The sequence below is a fragment of the Aromatoleum anaerobium genome (assembly GCF_012910705.2).
GTDB lineage: Bacteria > Pseudomonadota > Gammaproteobacteria > Burkholderiales > Rhodocyclaceae > Aromatoleum > Aromatoleum anaerobium.
Genome location: NZ_WTVG02000039.1, coordinates 334,011 through 352,647, shown reverse-complemented (window position 1 = coordinate 352,647; position 18,637 = coordinate 334,011). Strand labels below are relative to the sequence as shown.

33 protein-coding genes are annotated in these 18,637 nt (G+C 63.6%); 22 read left to right on the top strand and 11 right to left on the bottom strand.

Annotated elements, in window-relative coordinates; genetic code table 11:
* Positions 1-19: 19 nt before the first annotated feature.
* From GO606_RS13860 to GO606_RS13820, 9 genes are all read right to left on the bottom strand, one after another.
* Entirely contained in the window at positions 20-934 is a 915-nt protein-coding gene (locus tag GO606_RS13860) for a recombinase RecT (protein ID WP_169119166.1), read from the bottom strand.
* Positions 931-1,347, bottom strand: a complete 417-nt coding sequence (locus GO606_RS13855; RefSeq protein WP_169119167.1) for an HNH endonuclease — start codon at positions 1,345-1,347, stop codon at positions 931-933. Before GO606_RS13855 ends, GO606_RS13860 begins: the two co-directional genes overlap by 4 nt.
* 200 nt (positions 1,348-1,547) lie before the next feature.
* On the bottom strand, positions 1,548-2,531 hold the full coding sequence (locus GO606_RS13850; protein ID WP_169119168.1) for a YqaJ viral recombinase family nuclease: 984 nt from the start codon (positions 2,529-2,531) through the stop codon (positions 1,548-1,550).
* The gene (locus GO606_RS13845) at positions 2,528-2,755 is read right to left on the bottom strand and encodes a hypothetical protein (RefSeq protein WP_169119169.1); all 228 of its coding nucleotides are present in this window, start codon (positions 2,753-2,755) and stop codon (positions 2,528-2,530) included. The genes GO606_RS13850 and GO606_RS13845 overlap by 4 nt, the downstream gene beginning before the upstream one ends.
* Complete coding sequence (locus GO606_RS13840; RefSeq protein ID WP_169119170.1) at positions 2,752-3,255, bottom strand: hypothetical protein; 504 nt, start codon at positions 3,253-3,255, stop codon at positions 2,752-2,754. The genes GO606_RS13845 and GO606_RS13840 overlap by 4 nt, the downstream gene beginning before the upstream one ends.
* Positions 3,252-3,677 carry a hypothetical protein gene (locus GO606_RS13835; protein ID WP_169119171.1) on the bottom strand — a complete coding sequence of 142 codons (426 nt, stop codon included), beginning with the start codon at positions 3,675-3,677 and terminating at the stop codon, positions 3,252-3,254. The genes GO606_RS13840 and GO606_RS13835 overlap by 4 nt, the downstream gene beginning before the upstream one ends.
* A 148-nt stretch (positions 3,678-3,825) precedes the next feature.
* Positions 3,826-4,053, bottom strand: a complete 228-nt coding sequence (locus GO606_RS13830) for a hypothetical protein (protein WP_169119172.1) — start codon at positions 4,051-4,053, stop codon at positions 3,826-3,828.
* A gap of 90 nt (positions 4,054-4,143) precedes the next feature.
* A complete protein-coding gene (locus tag GO606_RS13825; RefSeq protein ID WP_169119173.1) occupies positions 4,144-4,323 on the bottom strand; it encodes a hypothetical protein in 180 nt (59 codons plus the stop codon).
* Between the two features lie 288 nt (positions 4,324-4,611).
* Complete coding sequence (locus GO606_RS13820) at positions 4,612-4,878, bottom strand: hypothetical protein (RefSeq protein WP_169119174.1); 267 nt, start codon at positions 4,876-4,878, stop codon at positions 4,612-4,614.
* Positions 4,879-5,149: 271 nt separating this feature from the next.
* On the opposite strand from GO606_RS13820, the gene GO606_RS13815 reads away from it, so the two are divergent.
* From GO606_RS13815 to GO606_RS13790, 6 genes are all read left to right on the top strand, one after another.
* Positions 5,150-5,983, top strand: coding sequence for a hypothetical protein (locus GO606_RS13815; protein WP_169119175.1), 834 nt, complete (start codon positions 5,150-5,152; stop codon positions 5,981-5,983).
* Between the two features lie 102 nt (positions 5,984-6,085).
* The gene (locus GO606_RS13810) at positions 6,086-6,358 is read left to right on the top strand and encodes a CCDC90 family protein (RefSeq protein WP_169119176.1); all 273 of its coding nucleotides are present in this window, start codon (positions 6,086-6,088) and stop codon (positions 6,356-6,358) included.
* Between the two features lie 11 nt (positions 6,359-6,369).
* A complete protein-coding gene (locus GO606_RS13805; RefSeq protein ID WP_169119177.1) occupies positions 6,370-6,645 on the top strand; it encodes a CCDC90 family protein in 276 nt (91 codons plus the stop codon).
* Between the two features lie 46 nt (positions 6,646-6,691).
* Complete coding sequence (locus GO606_RS13800) at positions 6,692-6,934, top strand: hypothetical protein (protein ID WP_169119178.1); 243 nt, start codon at positions 6,692-6,694, stop codon at positions 6,932-6,934.
* 76 nt (positions 6,935-7,010) lie between these two features.
* Entirely contained in the window at positions 7,011-7,286 is a 276-nt protein-coding gene (locus GO606_RS13795; RefSeq protein ID WP_169119179.1) for a BrnT family toxin, read from the top strand.
* On the top strand, positions 7,264-7,563 hold the full coding sequence (locus tag GO606_RS13790) for a BrnA antitoxin family protein (RefSeq protein ID WP_169119180.1): 300 nt from the start codon (positions 7,264-7,266) through the stop codon (positions 7,561-7,563). The genes GO606_RS13795 and GO606_RS13790 overlap by 23 nt, the downstream gene beginning before the upstream one ends.
* Positions 7,564-7,695: 132 nt before the next feature.
* Here GO606_RS13790 and GO606_RS13785 read toward each other — a convergent pair whose 3' ends face one another.
* Entirely contained in the window at positions 7,696-7,941 is a 246-nt protein-coding gene (locus tag GO606_RS13785; protein ID WP_246979579.1) for a hypothetical protein, read from the bottom strand.
* A 456-nt stretch (positions 7,942-8,397) separates the two neighbouring features.
* Between GO606_RS13785 and GO606_RS13780 the strand changes: the two genes are divergently transcribed.
* The 11 genes from GO606_RS13780 to GO606_RS13730 all read left to right on the top strand — a co-directional run bounded on the left by GO606_RS13780 (position 8,398) and on the right by GO606_RS13730 (position 14,938).
* A complete protein-coding gene (locus tag GO606_RS13780; protein WP_169120505.1) occupies positions 8,398-8,592 on the top strand; it encodes a YdaS family helix-turn-helix protein in 195 nt (64 codons plus the stop codon).
* Positions 8,593-9,363: 771 nt separating this feature from the next.
* Entirely contained in the window at positions 9,364-9,552 is a 189-nt protein-coding gene (locus GO606_RS13775; RefSeq protein ID WP_169120506.1) for a hypothetical protein, read from the top strand.
* Positions 9,553-9,875: 323 nt separating this feature from the next.
* The gene (locus tag GO606_RS13770; protein WP_169120507.1) at positions 9,876-10,751 is read left to right on the top strand and encodes a helix-turn-helix domain-containing protein; all 876 of its coding nucleotides are present in this window, start codon (positions 9,876-9,878) and stop codon (positions 10,749-10,751) included.
* Positions 10,748-12,076 (top strand): replicative DNA helicase, encoded by a 1,329-nt coding sequence (gene dnaB / locus GO606_RS13765; protein ID WP_169120508.1) that lies wholly within the window; start codon positions 10,748-10,750, stop codon positions 12,074-12,076. The genes GO606_RS13770 and dnaB overlap by 4 nt, the downstream gene beginning before the upstream one ends.
* Positions 12,077-12,176: 100 nt before the next feature.
* The gene (locus GO606_RS13760) at positions 12,177-12,695 is read left to right on the top strand and encodes a RusA family crossover junction endodeoxyribonuclease (RefSeq protein WP_169120509.1); all 519 of its coding nucleotides are present in this window, start codon (positions 12,177-12,179) and stop codon (positions 12,693-12,695) included.
* On the top strand, positions 12,692-12,982 hold the full coding sequence (locus GO606_RS13755) for a hypothetical protein (protein WP_169120511.1): 291 nt from the start codon (positions 12,692-12,694) through the stop codon (positions 12,980-12,982). Before GO606_RS13760 ends, GO606_RS13755 begins: the two co-directional genes overlap by 4 nt.
* Positions 12,979-13,230, top strand: coding sequence for a hypothetical protein (locus GO606_RS13750; protein ID WP_169120513.1), 252 nt, complete (start codon positions 12,979-12,981; stop codon positions 13,228-13,230). Before GO606_RS13755 ends, GO606_RS13750 begins: the two co-directional genes overlap by 4 nt.
* Positions 13,227-13,649, top strand: coding sequence for a recombination protein NinB (locus tag GO606_RS13745; protein ID WP_169120515.1), 423 nt, complete (start codon positions 13,227-13,229; stop codon positions 13,647-13,649). Before GO606_RS13750 ends, GO606_RS13745 begins: the two co-directional genes overlap by 4 nt.
* Complete coding sequence (locus GO606_RS13740) at positions 13,646-14,131, top strand: HNH endonuclease signature motif containing protein (protein WP_169120517.1); 486 nt, start codon at positions 13,646-13,648, stop codon at positions 14,129-14,131. Before GO606_RS13745 ends, GO606_RS13740 begins: the two co-directional genes overlap by 4 nt.
* Entirely contained in the window at positions 14,115-14,390 is a 276-nt protein-coding gene (locus GO606_RS13735; protein ID WP_169120519.1) for a DUF968 domain-containing protein, read from the top strand. Before GO606_RS13740 ends, GO606_RS13735 begins: the two co-directional genes overlap by 17 nt.
* Positions 14,390-14,938: a hypothetical protein gene (locus tag GO606_RS13730; protein WP_169120521.1), complete on the top strand. Its 549-nt coding sequence runs from the start codon at positions 14,390-14,392 to the stop codon at positions 14,936-14,938. The genes GO606_RS13735 and GO606_RS13730 overlap by 1 nt, the downstream gene beginning before the upstream one ends.
* On the opposite strand, the gene GO606_RS13725 is transcribed toward GO606_RS13730, so the two are convergent.
* The gene (locus GO606_RS13725; protein ID WP_169200649.1) at positions 14,922-15,989 is read right to left on the bottom strand and encodes an IS630 family transposase; all 1,068 of its coding nucleotides are present in this window, start codon (positions 15,987-15,989) and stop codon (positions 14,922-14,924) included. The genes GO606_RS13730 and GO606_RS13725 overlap by 17 nt on opposite strands.
* 167 nt (positions 15,990-16,156) lie before the next feature.
* Here GO606_RS13725 and GO606_RS13720 point away from each other — a divergent pair, with 167 nt between their 5' ends.
* The 5 genes from GO606_RS13720 to GO606_RS13700 all read left to right on the top strand — a co-directional run bounded on the left by GO606_RS13720 (position 16,157) and on the right by GO606_RS13700 (position 18,627).
* Positions 16,157-16,369, top strand: coding sequence for a hypothetical protein (locus tag GO606_RS13720; protein ID WP_246979578.1), 213 nt, complete (start codon positions 16,157-16,159; stop codon positions 16,367-16,369).
* Positions 16,366-16,560, top strand: a complete 195-nt coding sequence (locus tag GO606_RS13715) for a hypothetical protein (RefSeq protein ID WP_169119943.1) — start codon at positions 16,366-16,368, stop codon at positions 16,558-16,560. Before GO606_RS13720 ends, GO606_RS13715 begins: the two co-directional genes overlap by 4 nt.
* Positions 16,557-17,132: a DNA-binding protein gene (locus tag GO606_RS13710; protein ID WP_169119942.1), complete on the top strand. Its 576-nt coding sequence runs from the start codon at positions 16,557-16,559 to the stop codon at positions 17,130-17,132. The genes GO606_RS13715 and GO606_RS13710 overlap by 4 nt, the downstream gene beginning before the upstream one ends.
* On the top strand, positions 17,133-17,807 hold the full coding sequence (locus GO606_RS13705) for a hypothetical protein (RefSeq protein ID WP_169119941.1): 675 nt from the start codon (positions 17,133-17,135) through the stop codon (positions 17,805-17,807).
* 439 nt (positions 17,808-18,246) lie between these two features.
* Positions 18,247-18,627 (top strand): hypothetical protein, encoded by a 381-nt coding sequence (locus tag GO606_RS13700; RefSeq protein WP_169119940.1) that lies wholly within the window; start codon positions 18,247-18,249, stop codon positions 18,625-18,627.
* Positions 18,628-18,637: the final 10 nt, after the last annotated feature.

Sequence of the window (18,637 nt, the reverse complement as noted above, 5' to 3'; positions counted from 1 at the left end):
GGCTCCGGTGGTTGTGGTCTTATTCGCCGGCCGGGTCGGACTGGTCGGCGGCGTCGTAGTCCTTCAGGAAATCGTCCTGCGCGTCGGTGACTTCGCCGGTCTCGGGATCGACGGTCGTGCTGGATGCGGCCTGCTCGGCTTGCGCCTTGAGGGCCGCGACACGGCGTCCGTACGCTTCTCGCGCGGCGCTCTTGTCGGCGTCGGTGCCGAGCTTGCCGGCGGACTCGGCAGCGGCGTGCATGGCGTCGGGGGTGGTGGCCTGCTCGATCTCGTCGAGCACGGCGTCCAGCGTGACAGCGCGCGCTTCGGGCTTTTTTGCGGCGCCGAGCCGGGACTTCAGTGCGTCGGTCTTGCTCGCGGGCTTGGGCGTGTCGATGACTTCGGCGGCGCCCATGTCGCGCTCGGGGGGCATGTCGCGCACTTCTTCGGCACTGTGGATGCCCTTGAGCGCATCCGGGAACGCATCGCGGAGCGCGAACGAGCGAGCGCGCATCTGCATCATGCGTTTCGGGAATTGCTGCCAAGGGCCTTGCTTGCCGAGCAGGCCGGCGCGCTTGGCATCCTCTTTCGTGAAGGTCCAGACGACTTCAGGCTGCCCGGCGCGCTTGATGGTGCACGTCGTGCCTTCGTCCGTGACTTCCTCCTTGATCCACTCGAAGGCGTGATGACCTTTCACGAGCGCGAGCATCGCGTCGCCCCACAAGGACGGACGCCCGTTGATGACGGCGATGTTCTGCATAGCCTGCATCGGCTGCAGGCCGAGCTCCATCCCCCACTGAATCGCCACCAGGACGTTCCCCGGATTGCGCTGGTAGTCCTTCGGGACGATGCTCGACGAAGCGAGAATGTCGGCGAAGCGCATGGCCTCGTCGAGATCCTTCGGCGCCAGGGAGAAGTTCTGTTTCGGTGCCGCCAAGGCGGTGACGTTGTTCATGCTTTACTCCTTCTTGCGGATTGGTAGTCGTTCTTGCACTTCGTGTGATACCCACCGAGAGACACCAGACGGAGGTTCTCCGGGGAGTCCCACGTCTTACAAAATTGGCATTTCCGGTAGTTGGGATTGCCGGCCACGTCCATCGCCTCCTGTCGCCGATGAAGCAGCGCGTGGTACGCATCGTTCGGGCAGATGACGAGATTCGTGGGGGCGTTGTTGAGCCTGTCGCCATCGACGTGATGCACGCGGGCCGTACGTGGCAATCGCTTTCCGAGCGCCCGTTCTGCAATGGCGACGTGTTCGAGCGCCCGACGCCCACTGACGTGGATCGAGCGATAGCCGGAGGAGATGACCGTCCCGGCGCCGTTCTCAGCCCTGAACGTCCCGGCAGTGGGGGCGCCGTACGCGTTCATGTGCTTGTAGTGCGTGTTGCAAAGCCCCTTTGCCCTTGCGGCCTCCCCGCATCCATCCACGGCGCATGGAGCGCCATTCGTCCTTGGGTGATAGGTCTCCCCGACATCCGGGGAGCCAAATTTCCGGAGCTTGAGGTAGTGCTTGTTGCACAGCCCCTTCGATCTGTGCTTCCCGTCGCACCCGGTAACGCTGCACGTTTTCATTTGAGAACGAGCCTCCTCGACCCGGCGGTTTCTGTGGTGTGCTTCTCGATCAGCTTCTCGGCGATCGGGACGTATTCGGCGAGCTCCTTCGCTGCCGACTTCCAATCGGTCTTGCTCGACGCTCTCGCGGTCTTGTAGGTGCAGAGCGTCGAGCCGTTCCAGCGGAGCACCGCCGCGTCGCGCATGAACGCGGTGAGCGTGTCGCGTGCGGCCTGCTCGTCGGCTTCGAGCACCTTGATGCGCTCCTTCAGGTCGGCGAGCTCGGCGACGACGCGCGCGATCTCCTCGTCGGCCTCGATTTGCTGCTCGTTGTCCTGCGGGTAGAGGAGGCGCACATCGGCTTCGCTCTGCGGCTCCGGCGCGACGTCGGCGATGACGTGCTGGCGCCACCATTCAGCGGCACGGCGCAGCAGTTCGTCCTCAAGGTCGCGGTCGCGCGCCATGTGATAGACGCGCAGTTCCTGGTTGCCGAACAGCACGGCCAGGTCCGAGAACTGGCAGCCGGTGAGTGCCTTGTAGATCGACACCTGGACGAGATAGCCGGTCGGGATCTGGTCGGTTCCGGCCGGGCCCCATTCACTTGCATCGCTCGCAGCGAAGGCCGACGCGGTCTTGCATTCGAGCAGGCGATCGGTGCGGATTTCGCTGCGATGCGACGCCACCTTCGCGCCGTCTGGGATCACGAGGCGGTCGACGTGGCCGATCACCATCGGGTAATCCGGGTGCCGAAGCATCGGGTTGAACCGCTGCACGCGCCGGCCCGTCGCTGCGGTGTATTCCTCGGCGACGAATTGCTCCGCGAACGTGCCGAAGCGCATCTGCAGGGTTTCGTCCTGCTCCGCGGCCCTGCCAGTTTTCGCCATCCATACCTCGACCGGCGAGCGGTATTTCGACAGGCCGAGCACGGCGCCGATGTCAGAGCCACCCAGCCCCGTCTGCCGCTCGGCGAGGAATGCGGCGCGCTTGTCCGGCGCGTTCATGCGACCCCCTTCGCGCGCTGGCCGGCCTCGCGAGCGATGTCCTGCGACGAGCGCGGATCGTTCTCGGCACGCAGCCGGCGCAGCCGCGCTTCGAGGTCGTTGATGTGCGCGTCCGACGATGCGCGCGCCCAATCGATGTCTTGCTCGAGGCGGCGGATGGTGGCGGCGCGCGACTTGCTGGTCGCCTTGCGCAGGCTGCGGCGTACGAGGGTAATGAGGCTCATGACTGCCGGCCCTCCGCCTTGACGATGGCGGCACGCAGCAGGCGCAGCGCGACCGCTTCCGGGTCGGAGCTGTCTTCGCGCCACTTCTGCGCTGCGAGCACGGCCTCGGCTGCGCGGGCTGCGGCGAGCAAGGCGTCGCGCTGCGCGGCCAGTCGTGCGACATCCTCACGTGGCCCGAGCAGGCCCCCGGTGCGCGTGATCTCTTCAAGTTCGCTCGTCTCGATCGGAGCGCAGGCATTCACGCAGGCGACGATGCGGCGGGCGTCTCGCTTCGCCAGGTCATCCCACGCAGCAACGTAACCATCTTCGTCGGCGTGGCCGTCTTCGTGAATTTCGGAGACACCGACGTCGCGGTTCAGACTGTCGAACAAGGCCCGGCCCTGCGCGTCACAAATGGCGAACGACTGGAATCCTCGGCTTGTATCGGGGCCGCCGCCGTATTCGCCGTCGTTGTCGATTTCTTCGACGCCCCACGGCTCCGGCGTGTGGCTCGCGCTCATGCCGCCACCTGCGCGCGGTAGTGATCGTCCTCGGCCTCGCGGTCGAGCTTCTCCAGCTGCTGGCGCGCCTGCTCGCGACAGAACGCCTCCCAGTACGCATCGATCTTCGGATGCAGCCACGGCCCGAAGGCCTTCGGGCCGCGGCGGTACGCCTCGCGCATCTCGGCCTGCTCGGCCTCGTCGAGCCCGGCGAGGATTTCGCCCGTCGCCTCGTTGATGTCCTTCGCGGACATGACCGGCCCGATCTCGCGGTCATAGATCTCGGCGGCGAGGATCTCGATCGCCTCGTCACGCGTCTCGTCGGCGTCGCAGCGGGACAGGTAGTTGTGCAGCAGCCGGGCACTGCTGCGGTCGAGCATGGCTTCTACGTCGTGGCGCGGCGCGATCAGGTCGCGGCGGGGGTTTCGGTGCGTGATCAACATGACGAAGCTCCTGTGTTGTGGTGACCGCTTAGGCCGGTCAATCCCGCACTGAGGTATGCGCAACCCCGAGATCAGCCCCCGGTCAGCGGATGCGGACGTTTTTGGCGGTCCGCCAGCGCAACCGGCATTTCGGATGCCGGCCGTCCGTTTAGCGCTTGCGCCGTCGCGCCTTGTGCAGATGCGAGCCGACGTGCCAACCGCCGCACAGGTGGCAGCGGTAGGCCGAGATCGGCTCGCTGTGGGTATGCGCGCTGCGCGAGGCCACGCGGCGGGCCAGCGCCGGGTCGGTGAAGCGGTGCTTGCCGGCGCAGCTCGCCTCTTCACGCTCCTGCGGCGAGGCCGGGGCGCACAGCCGGTCGGGGAGGTGGGCGCTCATTCGTCGGCCACTCCGAAGCCGGCGAGATTGCCGAGCAGGATCAGCACGGCGGCGCAGGTGGCCATGGCGAAGTCGGTGACGGCGCGCATGTCAGCGGCCCGTCCCGGAGGCGAGGGTGCGCACGAGCTCGGCATGTGCGGCGAGTGCGTCGACCACCAGGGAGTAGAGCGACACGGAGACCGCCGCTGCGGCGGCCACGGCCACCACGGCCACCAGCCGCCGGGCGCGACGCCGGGCGACGAGGATTTCGGTAACGTATGAGTCGGACATTTGCGATCTCCTGACGGCTGGGGGCTTCGGGTGTTGCGTTGAGGTGATTAAACATCATGTTTATTAAAAGGTCAACGTGGTGTTTAAACTTTTCTCGCACGCTGGCACAATCTCCCCACGCTCGAGCGACGGGCGCAAAAAAACCCGCCGGGCCGGGGCCGGGCGGGCTCTCTCAGGAGATCGACGTGAAACTACGTATTGAGGCAGATCAGTTCATTGTGGAACCGGCTACGAGTGACGAACAGGCACGACTGGCCGAACTGGCTGAGAGCGGGGCGAACCTGAGTGTTAATCCAGATTCCGCTCGAGCCAGTCATTCACATCTTTCGGCCCCCACCCCGAGTACGGCTTCTTCAGGGTAATCACATAGAGGTTGTCGTTGTTGTCGAGCAGCGGTCGAAGCTGCTCGAACACTTGACTTGGTGAAAGATGTGTCTGGACAGCGTAGGACGACTCAGAAAGGCGAGCCCAAGACCAAGTGTCCTTGATCTTCTTGACGATCGGCGGACGGCGGATTTCGTTGTTCAGGTCGTAGGTAATGAGAAGAGCGGGCATGGAGGCCTCCGTATGGTGGACGGAGCGGAGAGTCTTGCCCGAAGAGCGGGGCGGCGCATCAAGCGAAAGGCATAGCTGCGTGAGGGCCGTCACGACCCCGCGCAAAAAAGCCGCCTCGTGGGCGGCTACAGATCAGTAAAACAGCGCGAAATTACGGGTAGATACCGATCAGGCAACGCTCGAACGGTGGCCTGACGCATGACAACTGTCATGCCCCGACCGGAGAATCAGCCCATAGCGGAGCATGTTCCGCAGGGACTACGGTAGCGACATGGATAGCCACGTCAGGGAGGAAAATATGAAAACGCAGTATGTTGTTCTCGCACCGATGGTCGCCGCCCTGGTCGGGTGCGCATCCCCCGCGCCAGTGCCGGTCAACTTCCAGATGAGTCATCAGAAAGTTGCGCGCACGGCACATCATTGGGACGTCGTGGCCGATGACGTGGTCTCCGAGACGCTGCGGGAGATTGCCGAAAAGGCGCAGTTGCAGGGACGCGGCGTGTTCGTCGCACCGACCCGCAACTCCGCGTTCAACACGGCGTTCCGTGAGTTCATGATCACCCGCATGGTCAATCGCGGCGCGAACGTCAGCGTCTGCAGGGGCGAGACGGGTGGAGCGGGCGGATTCGCTGCCAGCGCGCCGGATGTCGAAATCGTGTACGACATCCAGCTCGTGAAGCACGGCGACGACCTGCCAGCCTACCAGCCGCCCCGATGGACCTTGCTCGCCGCAGGTGTCGCGGTGGTGCGAGATGTCATCCTCGATGGTCACGGGACGGCCGGAACGATCGGCGGTATCGCACTGGGCGAGTGGGGCGCCGGTCACTGGGCGAATCCAACCCGGACGGAGATCATCGTCACCACGACGATTGCGGAGAACAATCGCTTTGTCTCACGCAAGAGCGACATCTACTACGTGCCCGAGAATGACACGAAGCTTTTCATGCAGCGCGTGGCGCAACGCTCGCCGTGCCCCGGAGAGAAGCAGATGGCTGCGGCCGGGGAGGAAGAGTCGAATGCCGAGTTTGCGCGCCAGCAGATGATCGAGCGCGGCATGGCTCGCTCGAATCCGAAGTGGCGCAGTTCTGCCGCCTACTCATACTGATCGCGCTGACGCCCGCAAAATCCAGCGAGGGAATGCCTTTCGGGCCCGCTCCGGCGGGCTGAGGCAGGCGTCATCTTGAGGGCTCGTGCTATCCTTCGCCCCATGAGCACGATCACCTTCGACACCCTCGAATTCACCCGGAAGCTACGGGAGGCCGGCTTCGACGAGAAGCAGGCGGAAGCGGTGGTGCGCGTCATGGCCGACGCCCAGTCCTCGCTGGTGACGCGTGAGCATTTCGACGTGGAAACCAAGCTGACGCGCGAACACTTCGACGCCAAGATTGACCTGCTGCGCGCGGAGAATTCCCACACCCGCTGGATGCTCGGCATCCTCACGGCGCTGGCGATCGCCAATTTCGCCAAGCAGTTCTTCTGACGCTGCGGACCATGAGCACGATCACCTTCGACACGCACAAGTTTGTGCGCAAACTGCGCGACGCCGGTTTCGACGAGAGGCAGGCCGAGGCGGTCGCGGAAGCCTTCAGTGAGGCTCACGTCGACGCCAATCCCGTCACGCGGGATTACCTCGATGTGAAGCTCGACCACGTCAGCGCGAAGCTGCGGGCCGAAATCGAGGCAGCCAAGGCTGACATCATCAAGTGGGTGGCGGGCCTGCTGCTCGCGCAGGCCGCGCTGGTCGCCGCGCTGGTCAAGCTGCTCTAGGATTCGCGCGTGACTGCTTCAACACGGCTCATCGCCGCAGAGGGCGATGCGTAAGCCCCGCCTCTACAGCATCCAATCCCGACACGCCCGAGAGTGCGAACAGGTTCTGAGCGAGCTGCTGGAGTTGGCGAAGGCGGGCCGACTCACCGGACTCAACTGGTCGGCCATCACCAACGGTCGTGAAGTCGCGTCCGGACGCGCGGGCGTCATGGCGCATGACGACGGGCTCGCGCTGCTCTCGTCTTTCCGCAAGGCGGCTAAAATCGCCGACGATTCGGAGCCGCGCTGAGACCGCATCCGGCGGCCGCTGCGTGTATGCGCGGAAATTCTTGAATTCCGTTGTTTTTGTGCATACAATAAATCGCATGGAAATCACCTTCGACCCGGCCAAGAACGCCCGCAACCTCGCGGATCGCGGGCTGTCATTCGAGCGGGTCGCAGAGTTCGATTTCGAGACGGCGGTGATCGTCGTGGATACAAGGCGCGACTACGGCGAAGTTCGCTTTCGGGCGTTTGGGTGGCTGGATAGCCGCTTGCACGCTTTGGTCTTTGCCCGAGTTGCGAAGGGAATCCGCGTCATCAGTTTCCGCAAGGCGAACAAGCGCGAGGTGCGAAGGTATGAGCAAGAAACCCAACCCTGAGTTGATCGACGACGACAACCCGGAATGGACGGAGGAAGACTTTCGGCGCGCTCAGCCGGCCGCCAAGGTCCTGCCGCCGGATCTGTACGCCGGGCTGCTGGAAATGAATCGGCAGGCCAAGCTGCGCGGCCGCCCGAGGGCCGCCGTGACGAAAGAGCGCATCACCATTCGGCTGTCGCCCGACGTGGTGCAGACCTTCCGCGCCACAGGCGACGGCTGGCAGACCCGCGTGGACGCCGCGCTGCGCGACTGGCTCAAGACCCACTCCCCGACGTGAGCCGGGGTAGTCGCGTTAAAATACCGCCCTTGCAGGCGTGGAGCGCTACCTCCACGTAGCCTGCGTCCAGACGGCTGCGGGATCCCCAAGAGTCCCCCGACCCAGGCGCACTGCATCTCCCCTCGGCCCGCTTCATGCGGGTTTCTTTTTGCGCCCCGGCTCGCCGCGTTGCCGCGGGATCACCCGCTTGCCGTCGTAGATCATCTCGCCGCCGATCTTCGCGAGTCGCGCCATGACCTCGGCGTCCGACAGCTTGTCGGCCGGCTTCTCCGGCTCGGCGGCGATGCCCAGCGCCGCTTCGATACGCTGCCTCGCTGCTTCGCCGTCCTCGACCAGATCCTCGTACCGAACGCCCAAGGCTTGCAGGACACCGGCCACGGCGCCCCTGACCACCTCGTAGGTAATGGCGGGCGCAGGAGAGGATAGTGCGCCGGAAAATTCGTTTTGGATACCCGGAGCGGGCGGCGAAGCCGGGGCATTTGTCTACGGGGCGGGGGATCTTTGTCCCGGGGGCGTCAGGGCGCAACTCCACCATTTCGCCCTGCGCGAACTCAAGCCAAAGCGGGCGGCACCCAACACGCATCGCGAGCGCCCCCATCTGTTCCTTTGGAACTCCTCTCTCCTCCCAGTTTTTGAGTCTCTGCTGCGAGATGTTAAGGAATCGTGCAAGCGTTGAAGGACGCTCCGACACCTCTTGGGGGTGGAGAGTTTGCGCAGCCAAGACGAGGCGATCGTACTCCTCAGACATAGGCGGGACGCTACCAAATCTAAACAGTGTGTTGTTACACGCTACGTTTGCAATTGAGTTAAACATGGTGTTTAATAACTCTCACTATGGACGCAAACGAAACTTCCCGAATCATTGCCGCTGTCGGCGGCGATGCAGCATTTGCCCGGCTTCTTGGACTGAAAGCGTCTCAGCAGCGCATCAACAACTGGAAGCGTCGCGGCATCCCTGCTGATGTTGTCGTCGCGAACTACGAGCTGATCCAGCGGCTGCGCGCCGAATACACCCAGGAGTCGAACTAAATGGCTCGAAATTTCAACAGCACATGTACGCGGTGCGGCCAAATTCACGCCAGATTTGCCGACATCTGCGGCCCATGCTCTTTCGCGGACGAGGAATCGGCAATTCCTAAAGTTCATTGCGCGCTCTGTGGAGACGTAGTTCAGAGAGGCAGGCGCGGAATCAGTCCGTACTGTTCGCATGAATGCGCGAGCGCCGTCTCTGATGCGCGCGCACATGTTGGCGCGAGTATCGCTAAGGCTGTTCGCAAAGGGGATCTGCCGCGCCCGTCTTCTTGCGCTTGCGTCGATTGCGGCGCCCCGGCGACAGACTACGATCATCGGCGCTACATGGCACCTCTTGATGTCGTCCCGACATGCCGAGCATGCAATCTGAAGCGCGGCCCGGCCCTCGACATCATCCCGCTCGTCCTGAAGCATTTTCGGGCTCGACTCGGCATCGCCGAGTTCATGGCGAGGCGCCGGGCAGAGTCTGAGCGCCGTGCATTTAGGGATGTTGCCTGACATGTGCCCTCCGTTTCAGAACGGCGAGATCCCGAAGGCGCGCCTGATGTACCTGCGGCTGGCGAGACCGGACGTGTTCGAGTCCGAAAAGGCTGCTCCAGCTCATCGCGAGGCCGAGCCCCAATCTGCCTGCACCCCCTCCGAATCAACCGCCATCACCTCGTCATGATCGCGGCGCCCGCTGTCTCCTCCCCGCCGCTTATCGGCGGTTTCGCGCCGGACTCACTCGGGTCCGGCGCGCCTTTTTGCGATTTCTGAGGCCACCTCCAGATGGCAGAAAAACTCAACGAGACCCTCGGCGTCAAGCTCTGCGAACACCAGCTGCGCCAGCTGCGCGGCGTCGCCGAAGCGGCCGGCACCACCCCGAGTGAGCTGGTGCGCCACCTGATCGAGAAGCACCTGGAGGCTGAGCGCGAACGCTACCGCTCGCTCCATTCCATCTTTGCCGACGGCGCGTGATTAACCAAAAACAACGGGGGGGAACCATGGAAAACGAAACGAGAAGTGTCATCACCTTGAAGTTCGCGGCACTTGTGCTTGCCGGGTTGGCGTTCGCGGCGGTGCTGACGCTGCTGGCGCTGGCGGTCGGATGGGTGATCGCATGAGCGCGCAAAAAGAACTCGTGAAATACGTTGCTAATCAAAAGTTTGGCGAATGGACTCTTGTATCACGCGTCGATAACGACAGGTGGCGCACTCGCTCGTGCTACTGCCTCAGATCGGAGCATCTGAACAGCGAAACGCTGAGATGGAGCGCAGCGCAAAGGGATTCGGGTTGAAGGGATGAGCGTTGAAGCCATTTCCTGGGCGCTCGCCCAGCCCGTCCAGCACTCCAGCACGAAGTTCGTGCTCGTGGCGCTCGCCAACTGTTCGGATGGCCGATCGTTCGAGTGCTACCCGTCCATTGCCTATCTGTGCGACGCGACGGCCCAGAACCGCAAGACCGTGATGGAAAACATCAAGCGGTTGATCGACCTCGGCTGCATTGAGGACACCGGGGAGCGGAAGGGGAAAACCGGGCAGATCAAGGCCTATCGCCTGAACGTTAAAACAGCACCGAAAACGGTACTGTTGGAAGGCGTCATGGTGGCCTCTGTTCAGGCTTCAAACGATACCGAAAACGGAACCGTTAAAGAGTCCCGAAAACGGAACAGTACCGAAAACGGAACAGTACCGAAAACGGACGGAAAGAGTACCGAAAACGGACAGGAAAGAGTACCGAAAACGGGACACGGAACCGTCAGTGAACCGTCAGTGAACCAAAAGCAAGTGCACGGGCGCGCAAGCGCACCCGACACCGTCGCGCCGATTGCAAATCGAAAACCGCAGATCACCTTCGATGCGTTCGTCGAGCGTCGAAAGGTTGCAGGCGAAAAGCTCATCCCTGCAGACGACCCGATCTTCGACTGGGCTGAAGGGGCAGGCATCCCCGACGACTGGCTGCGCCTCGCCTGGTCCGAATTCTCCGCCCGGTACCGTGGCAACTCGAAGCGCTACGCCGACTGGCCGGCGACCTTCCGAAATTGCATCCGTGGCAACTGGTTCAAGCTCTGGCGAATCTCCGATGGCGGTCAGTACGCGCTGACGACCGAGGGCGAGATGGCGCGGCGGGCCGCAGCCACCCGAGCTCGCAAACCCGAACAGGAGGAGGCCGCATGACCAGCCTGACCGCCATCACCGCCGAGCAGATCGTCCTCGGCTGCTGCCTGCAGATGCGTGACCTGTCCGACCGCATCGATGGTCTGCGCCCGGATCACTTCGCGGTCGAGTCCCATCGCGTGGCCTTCGCCGAGATCTGTGCTGCGTGGGGCCGCGGCGCGCCGCTCGACCCGGTGTCGCTCGACGACATCCTGCGCAACCAGGTGCCGCCGGTCGGCGACCTGTCGTACTGGGTCGAGTGCGCGGAAGCCGGGTACAGCACCGCGCTGCTGCCGGCCCACGTCTCGACGGTGCGGAACAAGGCGATTCGCCGCTCGCTGCTCGCCGCGGCCGACCGGATCGCGGGGTTCGCGCACGAGGAGGGCGACGTCACGGAGCACCTCGCCAGCGCCTCGGCGGCGGTCGCGAAGATCCTCGACGGGGCATCCGTGAAGGGGCCGCGGCTCGTCGGGGAGGTCATCCGCGAGCATCTGCAGGCAATCGGCCAGCGCTGGGACGGCACGATCGAGGGGCAGACCACCGGATTCCGTGACCTCGACGCGAAGATCCGCCTGCGCCCCGGGAACCTGGTGCTCGTCGCGGCACGGCCAGCGATGGGAAAGACCAGCCTCGCCATGCAGATCGGCGCGCACATCGCAAAGGACGGCGTCGTCGTCGCGTTCTCGCAGGAAATGGCGGACACCGAACTCGTCGATCGCCTGCTCGCGTCCATCGGCCGCGTGAAGCTCGCCAAGATCATCTCCGGCGGGCTCGACCACGGCGAGCAGTCGCGATTCGGCTATGCGTCGGAGCAGGCGCAGGCCCTCAAGCTCTACATCGACGACCAGCCGGCGCTGCGCATCGCCGAGATCCGCGCCAAGGTCATGACGGTGCGCCGCAAGCATCCGGTCGCGCTCGTGATCGTCGACTACTTGCAGCTGATGGCCGGTGACGGACAGAACCGGAACGCGGAAATCGAGCAGATCAGCCGCGGCCTGAAGTCGATGGCGAAGGAGCTGCAGTGCCCCGTGATCGCCCTGTCGCAGCTCTCGCGAGCGTGCGAGGCGCGGCCCAACAAGCGCCCGATGCTCTCCGACCTGCGCGACTCCGGGGCGATCGAGCAGGACGCCGACCTCGTCCTGATGATCTACCGGGACGAGATCTACAACCCCAATTCGCCGGACGCCGGAACGGCCGAGATCCTGATCCGCAAGAACCGCCAGGGGCCGACGGGCGAGGTGCGCCTGACGTGGCTCGGGGAATACACGTCGTTCGCGGACTGCGCGTACCAGGAGGCGCGCGAGGACTACACGCCGATGCGCAGCAGGAGGGGATTCGATGAATGACGACACGAGGATCGACATGGACACAACAGCATCTCCGGGACTGTTTGGCGCGATGGCTGATGCAGCTGCCGAAGGAGCAGCGGCAGGAGTTCTATCGTTCATGGGACCGGAAGCACGGGCCGGCCAGCACCCGGGAACTGATGGCGGATGTGCGGGCAGCCTGGGAGCGCTCGACATCAGCTTCGTGATCCCCGGCGAGCCGAAGGGTAAGGGCCGACACCGCTCGCGCATTGCGAAGATGGGCGACGGACGCCAGTTCATCGCCAACTATGCCCCGAAGGACACCGTCGAGTACGAGAACCTGGTGCGGATGGCCGCAAGCCGTGCGATGGCGGGGCGCGCGCCGAGTGAACGTCCCGTGCTCGTCGAGCTCGTCGCGACCTGTTCGGTACCGGCCAGCTGGTCGCAGAAGAAGCAGCGCGCGGCGCTGATGGGCGAGGTGATGCCGACGGGGAAGCCCGACATGGACAACTCGATGAAGGCGATCCTCGACGGGCTGAACAAGATCGTGGTCAAGGACGACGCGCAGGTCTGCCGCATCGGCATGAGCAAGCAGTACGGGGAGAAGCCGGGCGTGTTCGTGCGCGTCGCGGAACTGCATGCGAGGGCGGCGCGATGAAAATCAAAATGACGATCGACGAATGCCTGGACTTTGCCGACGAGTGGAGTCGCGGCATGACGATCCACGAAGGGTCTCAGGGCTGGCGAGTCGTGTGCATGCTGCTGGCCGAAGAAGTCCGGCGCATGCGGCAGCAGATCGCGGACGCGCCGTCGGCATTCATGGACACGCGCGACGTGCTCGGCATCTGCGCGCCGACGGAGGCCGATTTCCCGGCGCTGTACGCGCTGCAGGGGTGCCGCGTGCGGCTGGTGCTCGACGACGCAGGGCAGGGCGACGGAGCATGACCGATCTCATCGTCCGCCTGCGCCAACTCGCGAGCCTCGGCGTGGGGATTGCCGCCGAGGCAGCTGACGCGATCGAGCAGCAGCAGGGCGTCGTCGAGCCGATGCGTGATGCGCTGTCGTGGTACGCCGAGCCGGGGAACTGGAAGCGCCCGACGCGCGGACGGAGCTGGTCGAACGCACCGGCGGCCGACGACCGCGGTTCGCGGGCGCGAGGTGTGATGCTCGAGCAGGGAGCGGGTCAGGGATGACGGCCGTCACGCAGACGCTGTTCCGCGAGTTTGTGATCCGGACGCCGGATACGGCGAAGGGGCTGGTCGCATACCTCAAGCAGCACGTTGGCCCGGCAGTTCAGCGAGGCCGGCCGCTCCGCGTGATCGTTACCGAGGAAGAGACCCGCCGCACGAACGAGCAGAACCGCTTCTTCCACGGCCCGGTGCTCGACGCCATCGCCGAACAAGCGTGGTGGGGCGGCAAGCAGTACCCGAAAGAGTTCTGGAAGGAGTACTTCCGCCGGCGCTACCTGCTGAAGGACGAATACCAGACTCCGGACGGCGAGATCGTTCAGACCTACTGGAGCACGGCGGACCTGTCATCCGGCCGCTTCTCCGCGTTCCTCAACCAAGTGCAGGCGGAAGCCGCGAGCGAATGGGGCGTCGAATTCCAATGAAGATCGTTGATGAAGCGAAGTACCTCGCCAAGCGCAGAGCAACGTTGTTCGCCAACGCCATCCGTAAGGAGATCGGTTGCGTCGAGTTCCAAGGATATGCGGACAAGGTAACGGGGTACGGCTATTCGAAGTTCTTCGGGAAGACCGTATATGCGCATCGTCTGGCGTGGGAACTCGACTGTGGGCCGATACCTGACGGTCTTCAAATCAACCATACCTGCGACAACAAGCTGTGCATCAACACGGCTCACATGTACCTGGGGACCCACCTCGACAACATGTCTGACGCGAAGGAGCGTGCGAGGTTTAAGCGGTTTCGAGGCGAACAGAACGCGCAGGCGAAACTGACGGAGATGGATGTCATGCAGATCCTGGGTGACCGCAGAACGCATCATTCAATCGCGGCAGAGTTTGGCGTGTCGCGCTCCGCTGTGCAGATCATCAAGGCCGGCAAGAGGTGGCGCCATGTCCAACAAGGGTAAGGCTCACATGGGCCGCGTCGCGCAGCTGCCGTGCTGCCTATGCGGCACGCACGGCGTGCAGGTCCATCACATCCGCGAAGGGGGCGCAGCAGGAGCGGGCGAGAAGGCCAATGACTGGCTGACCCTGCCGGTCTGTCCCAGCTGCCACACCGGGACGCACGGCATCCACGGCAACAAGTCGATGCTGAAGCTCAGCGGGAAGAGCGAGCACGAGCACCTGGGCGAGACGCTGGAGCGGCTGTACGGGGGCCTGCGCTGATGGGGAAGATCATCGACATGACCGGTAAGCGCGTTGGAAGGCTTACGGTGCTGCGATTTGGCGGCCAGAACGGCGGCAAGGGATCGTACTTCTGGATTTGTCGTTGCGACTGCGGCAATGAAACTCGCGTCAATGGGCAGAAACTCCGAAACGGCAACACGCGCTCATGTGGATGCTTCCAGCATGAGAATGCTGTGCGGCGTGCGACGCGGCACGGCCACTCCGCCGGCGGGAAGGTTTCCGGTACGTACGTCTCGTGGACCCAGATGATCCAGCGCTGCAAGACCGAGACAAACCCCCAGTACCCACTCTACGGCGGTCGAGGGATCACGGTTTGCGAGAGCTGGATGTCGTTCGACAACTTCCTTTCAGACATGGGTGAGCGCCCTGAGCGCATGACGATCGACAGGATCGATACGAACGGGGACTACGAGCCAAACAACTGCCGTTGGGCCACTCAGAAGGAACAGCAGAACAACCGCCGCAACAACCGTCTTCTGACTGCTTACGGAAAGACGCAGACGCTAGTGTTTAATTGCGTAAGTTAACAATAGTATTACGAAGCTGTGACCCGCGAACCTCTCGTTTGCGCCAGACGAATGGCGCTGCGTTTTCGTTGTAGGCGGCAGTGAAGGCATGGATGGCCTCAATGAGTTGCTCGACGCTTCGGAAGCTCGCGTTGTTCAGCGTCTTTCGCTGGAAGATGCCGAACCAGATTTCGACTTGGTTGAGCCAGCTCGCACTGGTAGGCGTGAAGTGAAAGGTGACGTTCGGATGTGCGGCGAGCCAGTCCTCGTTCTTCTTGTGGGTGTTCAAGTTGTCCAGGATGACGTGGATCTGCCGGTCGACGGGCTGGTCGGCAACGACCTCGTCCATGAAGGCCTGGAAGTCGGCGCGCTTTTTAGTCTGCGTCGTCTTGCCTCGGATGACGCCGGTGGCGACCTCCAATGCGGCGAACAAATTGACGGTGCCGTGCCGCTTGTAGGTGCTCTTCATTCCCTGGACGACCTTGCCACTGCTGGTCTGCACGTAGCCGCGCGCCCGCTCGAGGGCTTGAATCGAGGGCTTCTCGTCGACGCTGATCACCAGGGCGTTCTCGGGCGGGTTCAAGTACAGCCCGATTATGTCGGCCGCTTTGGCGGCAAACTCCGGGTCCGTGCTGACGCACCACGAACGGTGGCGCTGCAACTGGATGCCTTCCTTGCGCAGGATGCGCCACACCGCGTGATCGGACACGCTCAGCGCCTTGGCCAGCGAGCCCCCATCCCAGCTCGCCATGCCGGCCGGTGGCGGCAATTCGAGCTGTGCCAAGATTCGGTCGCGCAACTCGACACCGTACTTGGCGGGCTTGCCGGGCCGGGGCGCGTCGCGAAGCCCTGCGATACCTTGCTCGGCAAAGCGTCGGCGCCACAGCCCGACCGTATTCGGTCGAACACCGAGCTCGCTGGCAACCTCGTCATTGCGCTTGCCATGCAGGCACGCCAGAACGATGCGCGCACGCTCGACCAGGCGAACCTCGCCGCTCCGACTTCGAGACAGACGCTCAAGCTCCGACATCACTTCTGCCGGACACGACAACTCAACCGCCACTCGCGCCATGAGACCCCCTTGTGTCAAGCGAAGTGGGTATCATAATACTATCTTGTATTAACGCAACTAAACACTAGCGCAGTGGCTCGACGAGCTTGGATTGAATCTCGTCACCGTCCAGCGGCGGTTGCGCCGCGGAATGTCGCATGAAAAGGCACTTTACCAAGGGGACTACCGTGAGCACGCCTAAATGTGCGCTCGGGCGCCTACTGCCGAACACGCCCGACTTAGAGGAGGTAAAGCGCCGCGGCTACTACGAGGACGGCATCCTCGTGATCGACATGCGCCGCGACCACATGGATTGGACCGAGCGCGAGATCTTCCGGCAGTGGGCGGAGAAGCGCTACCGCAAGCCGAAGGCCTTCACCAGCAGGGATGAGAAGACATGAACGCCGCCGACGAACGCCTGACCGCTCCGATCCCGCCGGCCTGTCGCGGCTGCCAGCACCGCGAGCATTGGATAGTCGTCGGCATCGAGCGCAATCGCTGCCTCACCGGACACCCACTCCACAGTAATTGCGGCTGGCACCGGCCGGCGACGCCTTCGATCGACACCGCAACAACCAGGGAGCATGAATGACCGCAACGACGCTAGAGCCGCTGTTCCGTTCGGCGCATGAGGCGCTGACCTTCGCGTTCAACTACTCGACGCAGCAGTACGAGGCGCCGCCGATGGCGAAGCTGATGCGTGGATCGATCGGCAGCGGGCGCGGGCTCGTCGGGCTCGATGGCGCCGCGCAATCCGGATTTGTGCGCGCCGAGGTCGCGCAGCTCGCGATCGAGCAGCAGCAGGCACTCGCCGCACGGTATGCGCCAGCCATGCAGGACTGTGACTGCGGGAAGGCGTGCTGCAGCGGGAAGATGCCCGGCCGTGAGTGGCAGGAGGCGATTGAGTGGCTCACGAGCCACGCGATGCGGGCGGCACTCGCCGGCTGCGTGTCGCACCACCGCCTGCGCCAGGCGCTCGTGATGCGCGCCTTCGGCAGGAAGGCCGCGAGCCTCGACGCGCTGGCCGAGATCGCATCCGTCCACCGCAATACCGTTTCCGACCAGAACCAGCGCGTGCAGAAGTGCATGCGGGAGATCGAGGCCGCAGCCGGTCGAGCGATCGACGAGCGGCTGCGAAATTGCGGAATGGTTGGAGAGGGGTGAATGCGCGCAACCAAGGAAGAGAAGCGCGAGCGCGAGCGGAAGAAGCGCGAAGAGTGGGACAAGGAAATCGCCCGGCTGTATGCGAAACAGAATGAGCGTAAGCCAGACCCCAAAGTAGAGCGCATCAACGCACGAAACGCAGAAACTTTGCATAAGGCCCATGCGACCATGCGAGGCTCGGAGTTCCGGTCGTGGTATGAAGCGACTACCGGCGAGCCGGTCAGTGAGTTCCTCGAAAAGCACTGCATCTCCCGAGAGGCATTCTCAGAAAAGTTCTCCGGAATGGGGATCACGCAGATCGAATGGACGCGGATGGCGATAGAGCGCGTTACGCAGAGCAATCCATGGACAAATCCAGAGACGCGGCAGTTCTGGGTCGAGAAGATCGCCACGGCGAAGCCCTCTGAGCGGCGTCGCTTCCTGTTGAGACTGGCGACGCCGCGGTGGGCGAATCGGGAAAAGGTGGAGGCGATCTATCGCGAGCGGGAGCGCATCATCGCCGAAACCGGCACCCCGCACGACGTCGACCACATCGTTCCGATCGTGCATACCCATGTGTGCGGCCTGCATTGCGAATTCAATCTGCGGATCATCTCGTCTTTCGATAACAGATCTAAGTCGAACGTCTTCAACGGCATTCGCGCAAGGCAGGTCAGGGCCCCGAAGCAAGCTTGACGAAAAATACTTTGCACTGTATAAGCCCGAAACAGATACACAGGAGAAGTCCCGATGCAGCCCGCCTTCGAAAGATCGCGGGCTTTTTTGCGTCCGAAGGCCGGGCTTAGCGCGGATGTGGCCGATGACATGGAGCAATCCATAGCAGGCAGCGCGTAGCGTGCGAGTGGCGATCGCTTAATCGGGTCAATCAGCCTTTCCTCATAGATAGTCGCCGGGCATCACATCAGCCAATCAGCGCATCCATCCGCGCTGATGCTCATGGCCGCCGGACGCTGTAACCGGCACCAATCCTCAGGATGCGTCACCCGACAGGAGGTGATCTGTGTCCGAGCGGGTGAAAGGCCCGCGCCGCCGTGATGGCGACTGATCCCGTAGCCGGAACCCCGAACACCCGAGCCCGCCATGCGCGGGCTTTTGCATTCCAGGAGCACACAGTATGGCCGTCACCTACAGCACCGCAGTCAAAACCCTCCGCATGCAGGCGGTAGCCGACGCCATCGACGCCGGCGCTTCGGCGGGCACGCTCGAAATTGGCACCGCGGCGATGGGCACCGTCCTCGCGACGTTCGCTCTCGTCGAGCCGTGCGGCACGGTGTCGGGCGCAGTCTTGACGCTGGACTTTGATCCGGACATCAGCGACACCTCGGCGGACGCGACCGGCACTGCGGCGGCGGCGCAGATCAAGAACGGCAGCGGCACGGTGGTCATCTCCGGGCTCACGGTCGGCACCTCGGGTACAGACATCGTGCTCGACAACACGTCGATCACGGCGGGGCAGACGGTGACGCTCACGGCCGGAACGTTGACGCACGCCTAAGAGGCCGGCC

Excerpts from the sequence above, each read along its gene's own strand:
- GO606_RS13860 (WP_169119166.1), bottom strand. The coding sequence starts at position 934 with ATGAACAACGTCACCGCCTTGGCGGCACCGAAACAGAACTTCTCCCTG.
- GO606_RS13855 (WP_169119167.1), bottom strand. The coding sequence starts at position 1,347 with ATGAACGCGTACGGCGCCCCCACTGCCGGGACGTTCAGGGCTGAGAAC.
- GO606_RS13850 (WP_169119168.1), bottom strand. The coding sequence starts at position 2,531 with ATGAACGCGCCGGACAAGCGCGCCGCATTCCTCGCCGAGCGGCAGACG.
- GO606_RS13845 (WP_169119169.1), bottom strand. The coding sequence starts at position 2,755 with ATGAGCCTCATTACCCTCGTACGCCGCAGCCTGCGCAAGGCGACCAGC.
- GO606_RS13840 (WP_169119170.1), bottom strand. The coding sequence starts at position 3,255 with ATGAGCGCGAGCCACACGCCGGAGCCGTGGGGCGTCGAAGAAATCGAC.
- GO606_RS13835 (WP_169119171.1), bottom strand. The coding sequence starts at position 3,677 with ATGTTGATCACGCACCGAAACCCCCGCCGCGACCTGATCGCGCCGCGC.
- GO606_RS13830 (WP_169119172.1), bottom strand. The coding sequence starts at position 4,053 with ATGAGCGCCCACCTCCCCGACCGGCTGTGCGCCCCGGCCTCGCCGCAG.
- GO606_RS13825 (WP_169119173.1), bottom strand. The coding sequence starts at position 4,323 with ATGTCCGACTCATACGTTACCGAAATCCTCGTCGCCCGGCGTCGCGCC.
- GO606_RS13820 (WP_169119174.1), bottom strand. The coding sequence starts at position 4,878 with ATGCCCGCTCTTCTCATTACCTACGACCTGAACAACGAAATCCGCCGT.
- GO606_RS13815 (WP_169119175.1), top strand. The coding sequence starts at position 5,150 with ATGGATAGCCACGTCAGGGAGGAAAATATGAAAACGCAGTATGTTGTT.
- GO606_RS13810 (WP_169119176.1), top strand. The coding sequence starts at position 6,086 with ATGAGCACGATCACCTTCGACACCCTCGAATTCACCCGGAAGCTACGG.
- GO606_RS13805 (WP_169119177.1), top strand. The coding sequence starts at position 6,370 with ATGAGCACGATCACCTTCGACACGCACAAGTTTGTGCGCAAACTGCGC.
- GO606_RS13800 (WP_169119178.1), top strand. The coding sequence starts at position 6,692 with ATGCGTAAGCCCCGCCTCTACAGCATCCAATCCCGACACGCCCGAGAG.
- GO606_RS13795 (WP_169119179.1), top strand. The coding sequence starts at position 7,011 with ATGGAAATCACCTTCGACCCGGCCAAGAACGCCCGCAACCTCGCGGAT.
- GO606_RS13790 (WP_169119180.1), top strand. The coding sequence starts at position 7,264 with ATGAGCAAGAAACCCAACCCTGAGTTGATCGACGACGACAACCCGGAA.
- GO606_RS13780 (WP_169120505.1), top strand. The coding sequence starts at position 8,398 with ATGGACGCAAACGAAACTTCCCGAATCATTGCCGCTGTCGGCGGCGAT.
- GO606_RS13775 (WP_169120506.1), top strand. The coding sequence starts at position 9,364 with ATGGCAGAAAAACTCAACGAGACCCTCGGCGTCAAGCTCTGCGAACAC.
- GO606_RS13770 (WP_169120507.1), top strand. The coding sequence starts at position 9,876 with ATGAGCGTTGAAGCCATTTCCTGGGCGCTCGCCCAGCCCGTCCAGCAC.
- dnaB (WP_169120508.1), top strand. The coding sequence starts at position 10,748 with ATGACCAGCCTGACCGCCATCACCGCCGAGCAGATCGTCCTCGGCTGC.
- GO606_RS13760 (WP_169120509.1), top strand. The coding sequence starts at position 12,177 with ATGGGACCGGAAGCACGGGCCGGCCAGCACCCGGGAACTGATGGCGGA.
- GO606_RS13755 (WP_169120511.1), top strand. The coding sequence starts at position 12,692 with ATGAAAATCAAAATGACGATCGACGAATGCCTGGACTTTGCCGACGAG.
- GO606_RS13750 (WP_169120513.1), top strand. The coding sequence starts at position 12,979 with ATGACCGATCTCATCGTCCGCCTGCGCCAACTCGCGAGCCTCGGCGTG.
- GO606_RS13745 (WP_169120515.1), top strand. The coding sequence starts at position 13,227 with ATGACGGCCGTCACGCAGACGCTGTTCCGCGAGTTTGTGATCCGGACG.
- GO606_RS13740 (WP_169120517.1), top strand. The coding sequence starts at position 13,646 with ATGAAGATCGTTGATGAAGCGAAGTACCTCGCCAAGCGCAGAGCAACG.
- GO606_RS13735 (WP_169120519.1), top strand. The coding sequence starts at position 14,115 with ATGTCCAACAAGGGTAAGGCTCACATGGGCCGCGTCGCGCAGCTGCCG.
- GO606_RS13730 (WP_169120521.1), top strand. The coding sequence starts at position 14,390 with ATGGGGAAGATCATCGACATGACCGGTAAGCGCGTTGGAAGGCTTACG.
- GO606_RS13725 (WP_169200649.1), bottom strand. The coding sequence starts at position 15,989 with ATGGCGCGAGTGGCGGTTGAGTTGTCGTGTCCGGCAGAAGTGATGTCG.
- GO606_RS13715 (WP_169119943.1), top strand. The coding sequence starts at position 16,366 with ATGAACGCCGCCGACGAACGCCTGACCGCTCCGATCCCGCCGGCCTGT.
- GO606_RS13710 (WP_169119942.1), top strand. The coding sequence starts at position 16,557 with ATGACCGCAACGACGCTAGAGCCGCTGTTCCGTTCGGCGCATGAGGCG.
- GO606_RS13705 (WP_169119941.1), top strand. The coding sequence starts at position 17,133 with ATGCGCGCAACCAAGGAAGAGAAGCGCGAGCGCGAGCGGAAGAAGCGC.
- GO606_RS13700 (WP_169119940.1), top strand. The coding sequence starts at position 18,247 with ATGGCCGTCACCTACAGCACCGCAGTCAAAACCCTCCGCATGCAGGCG.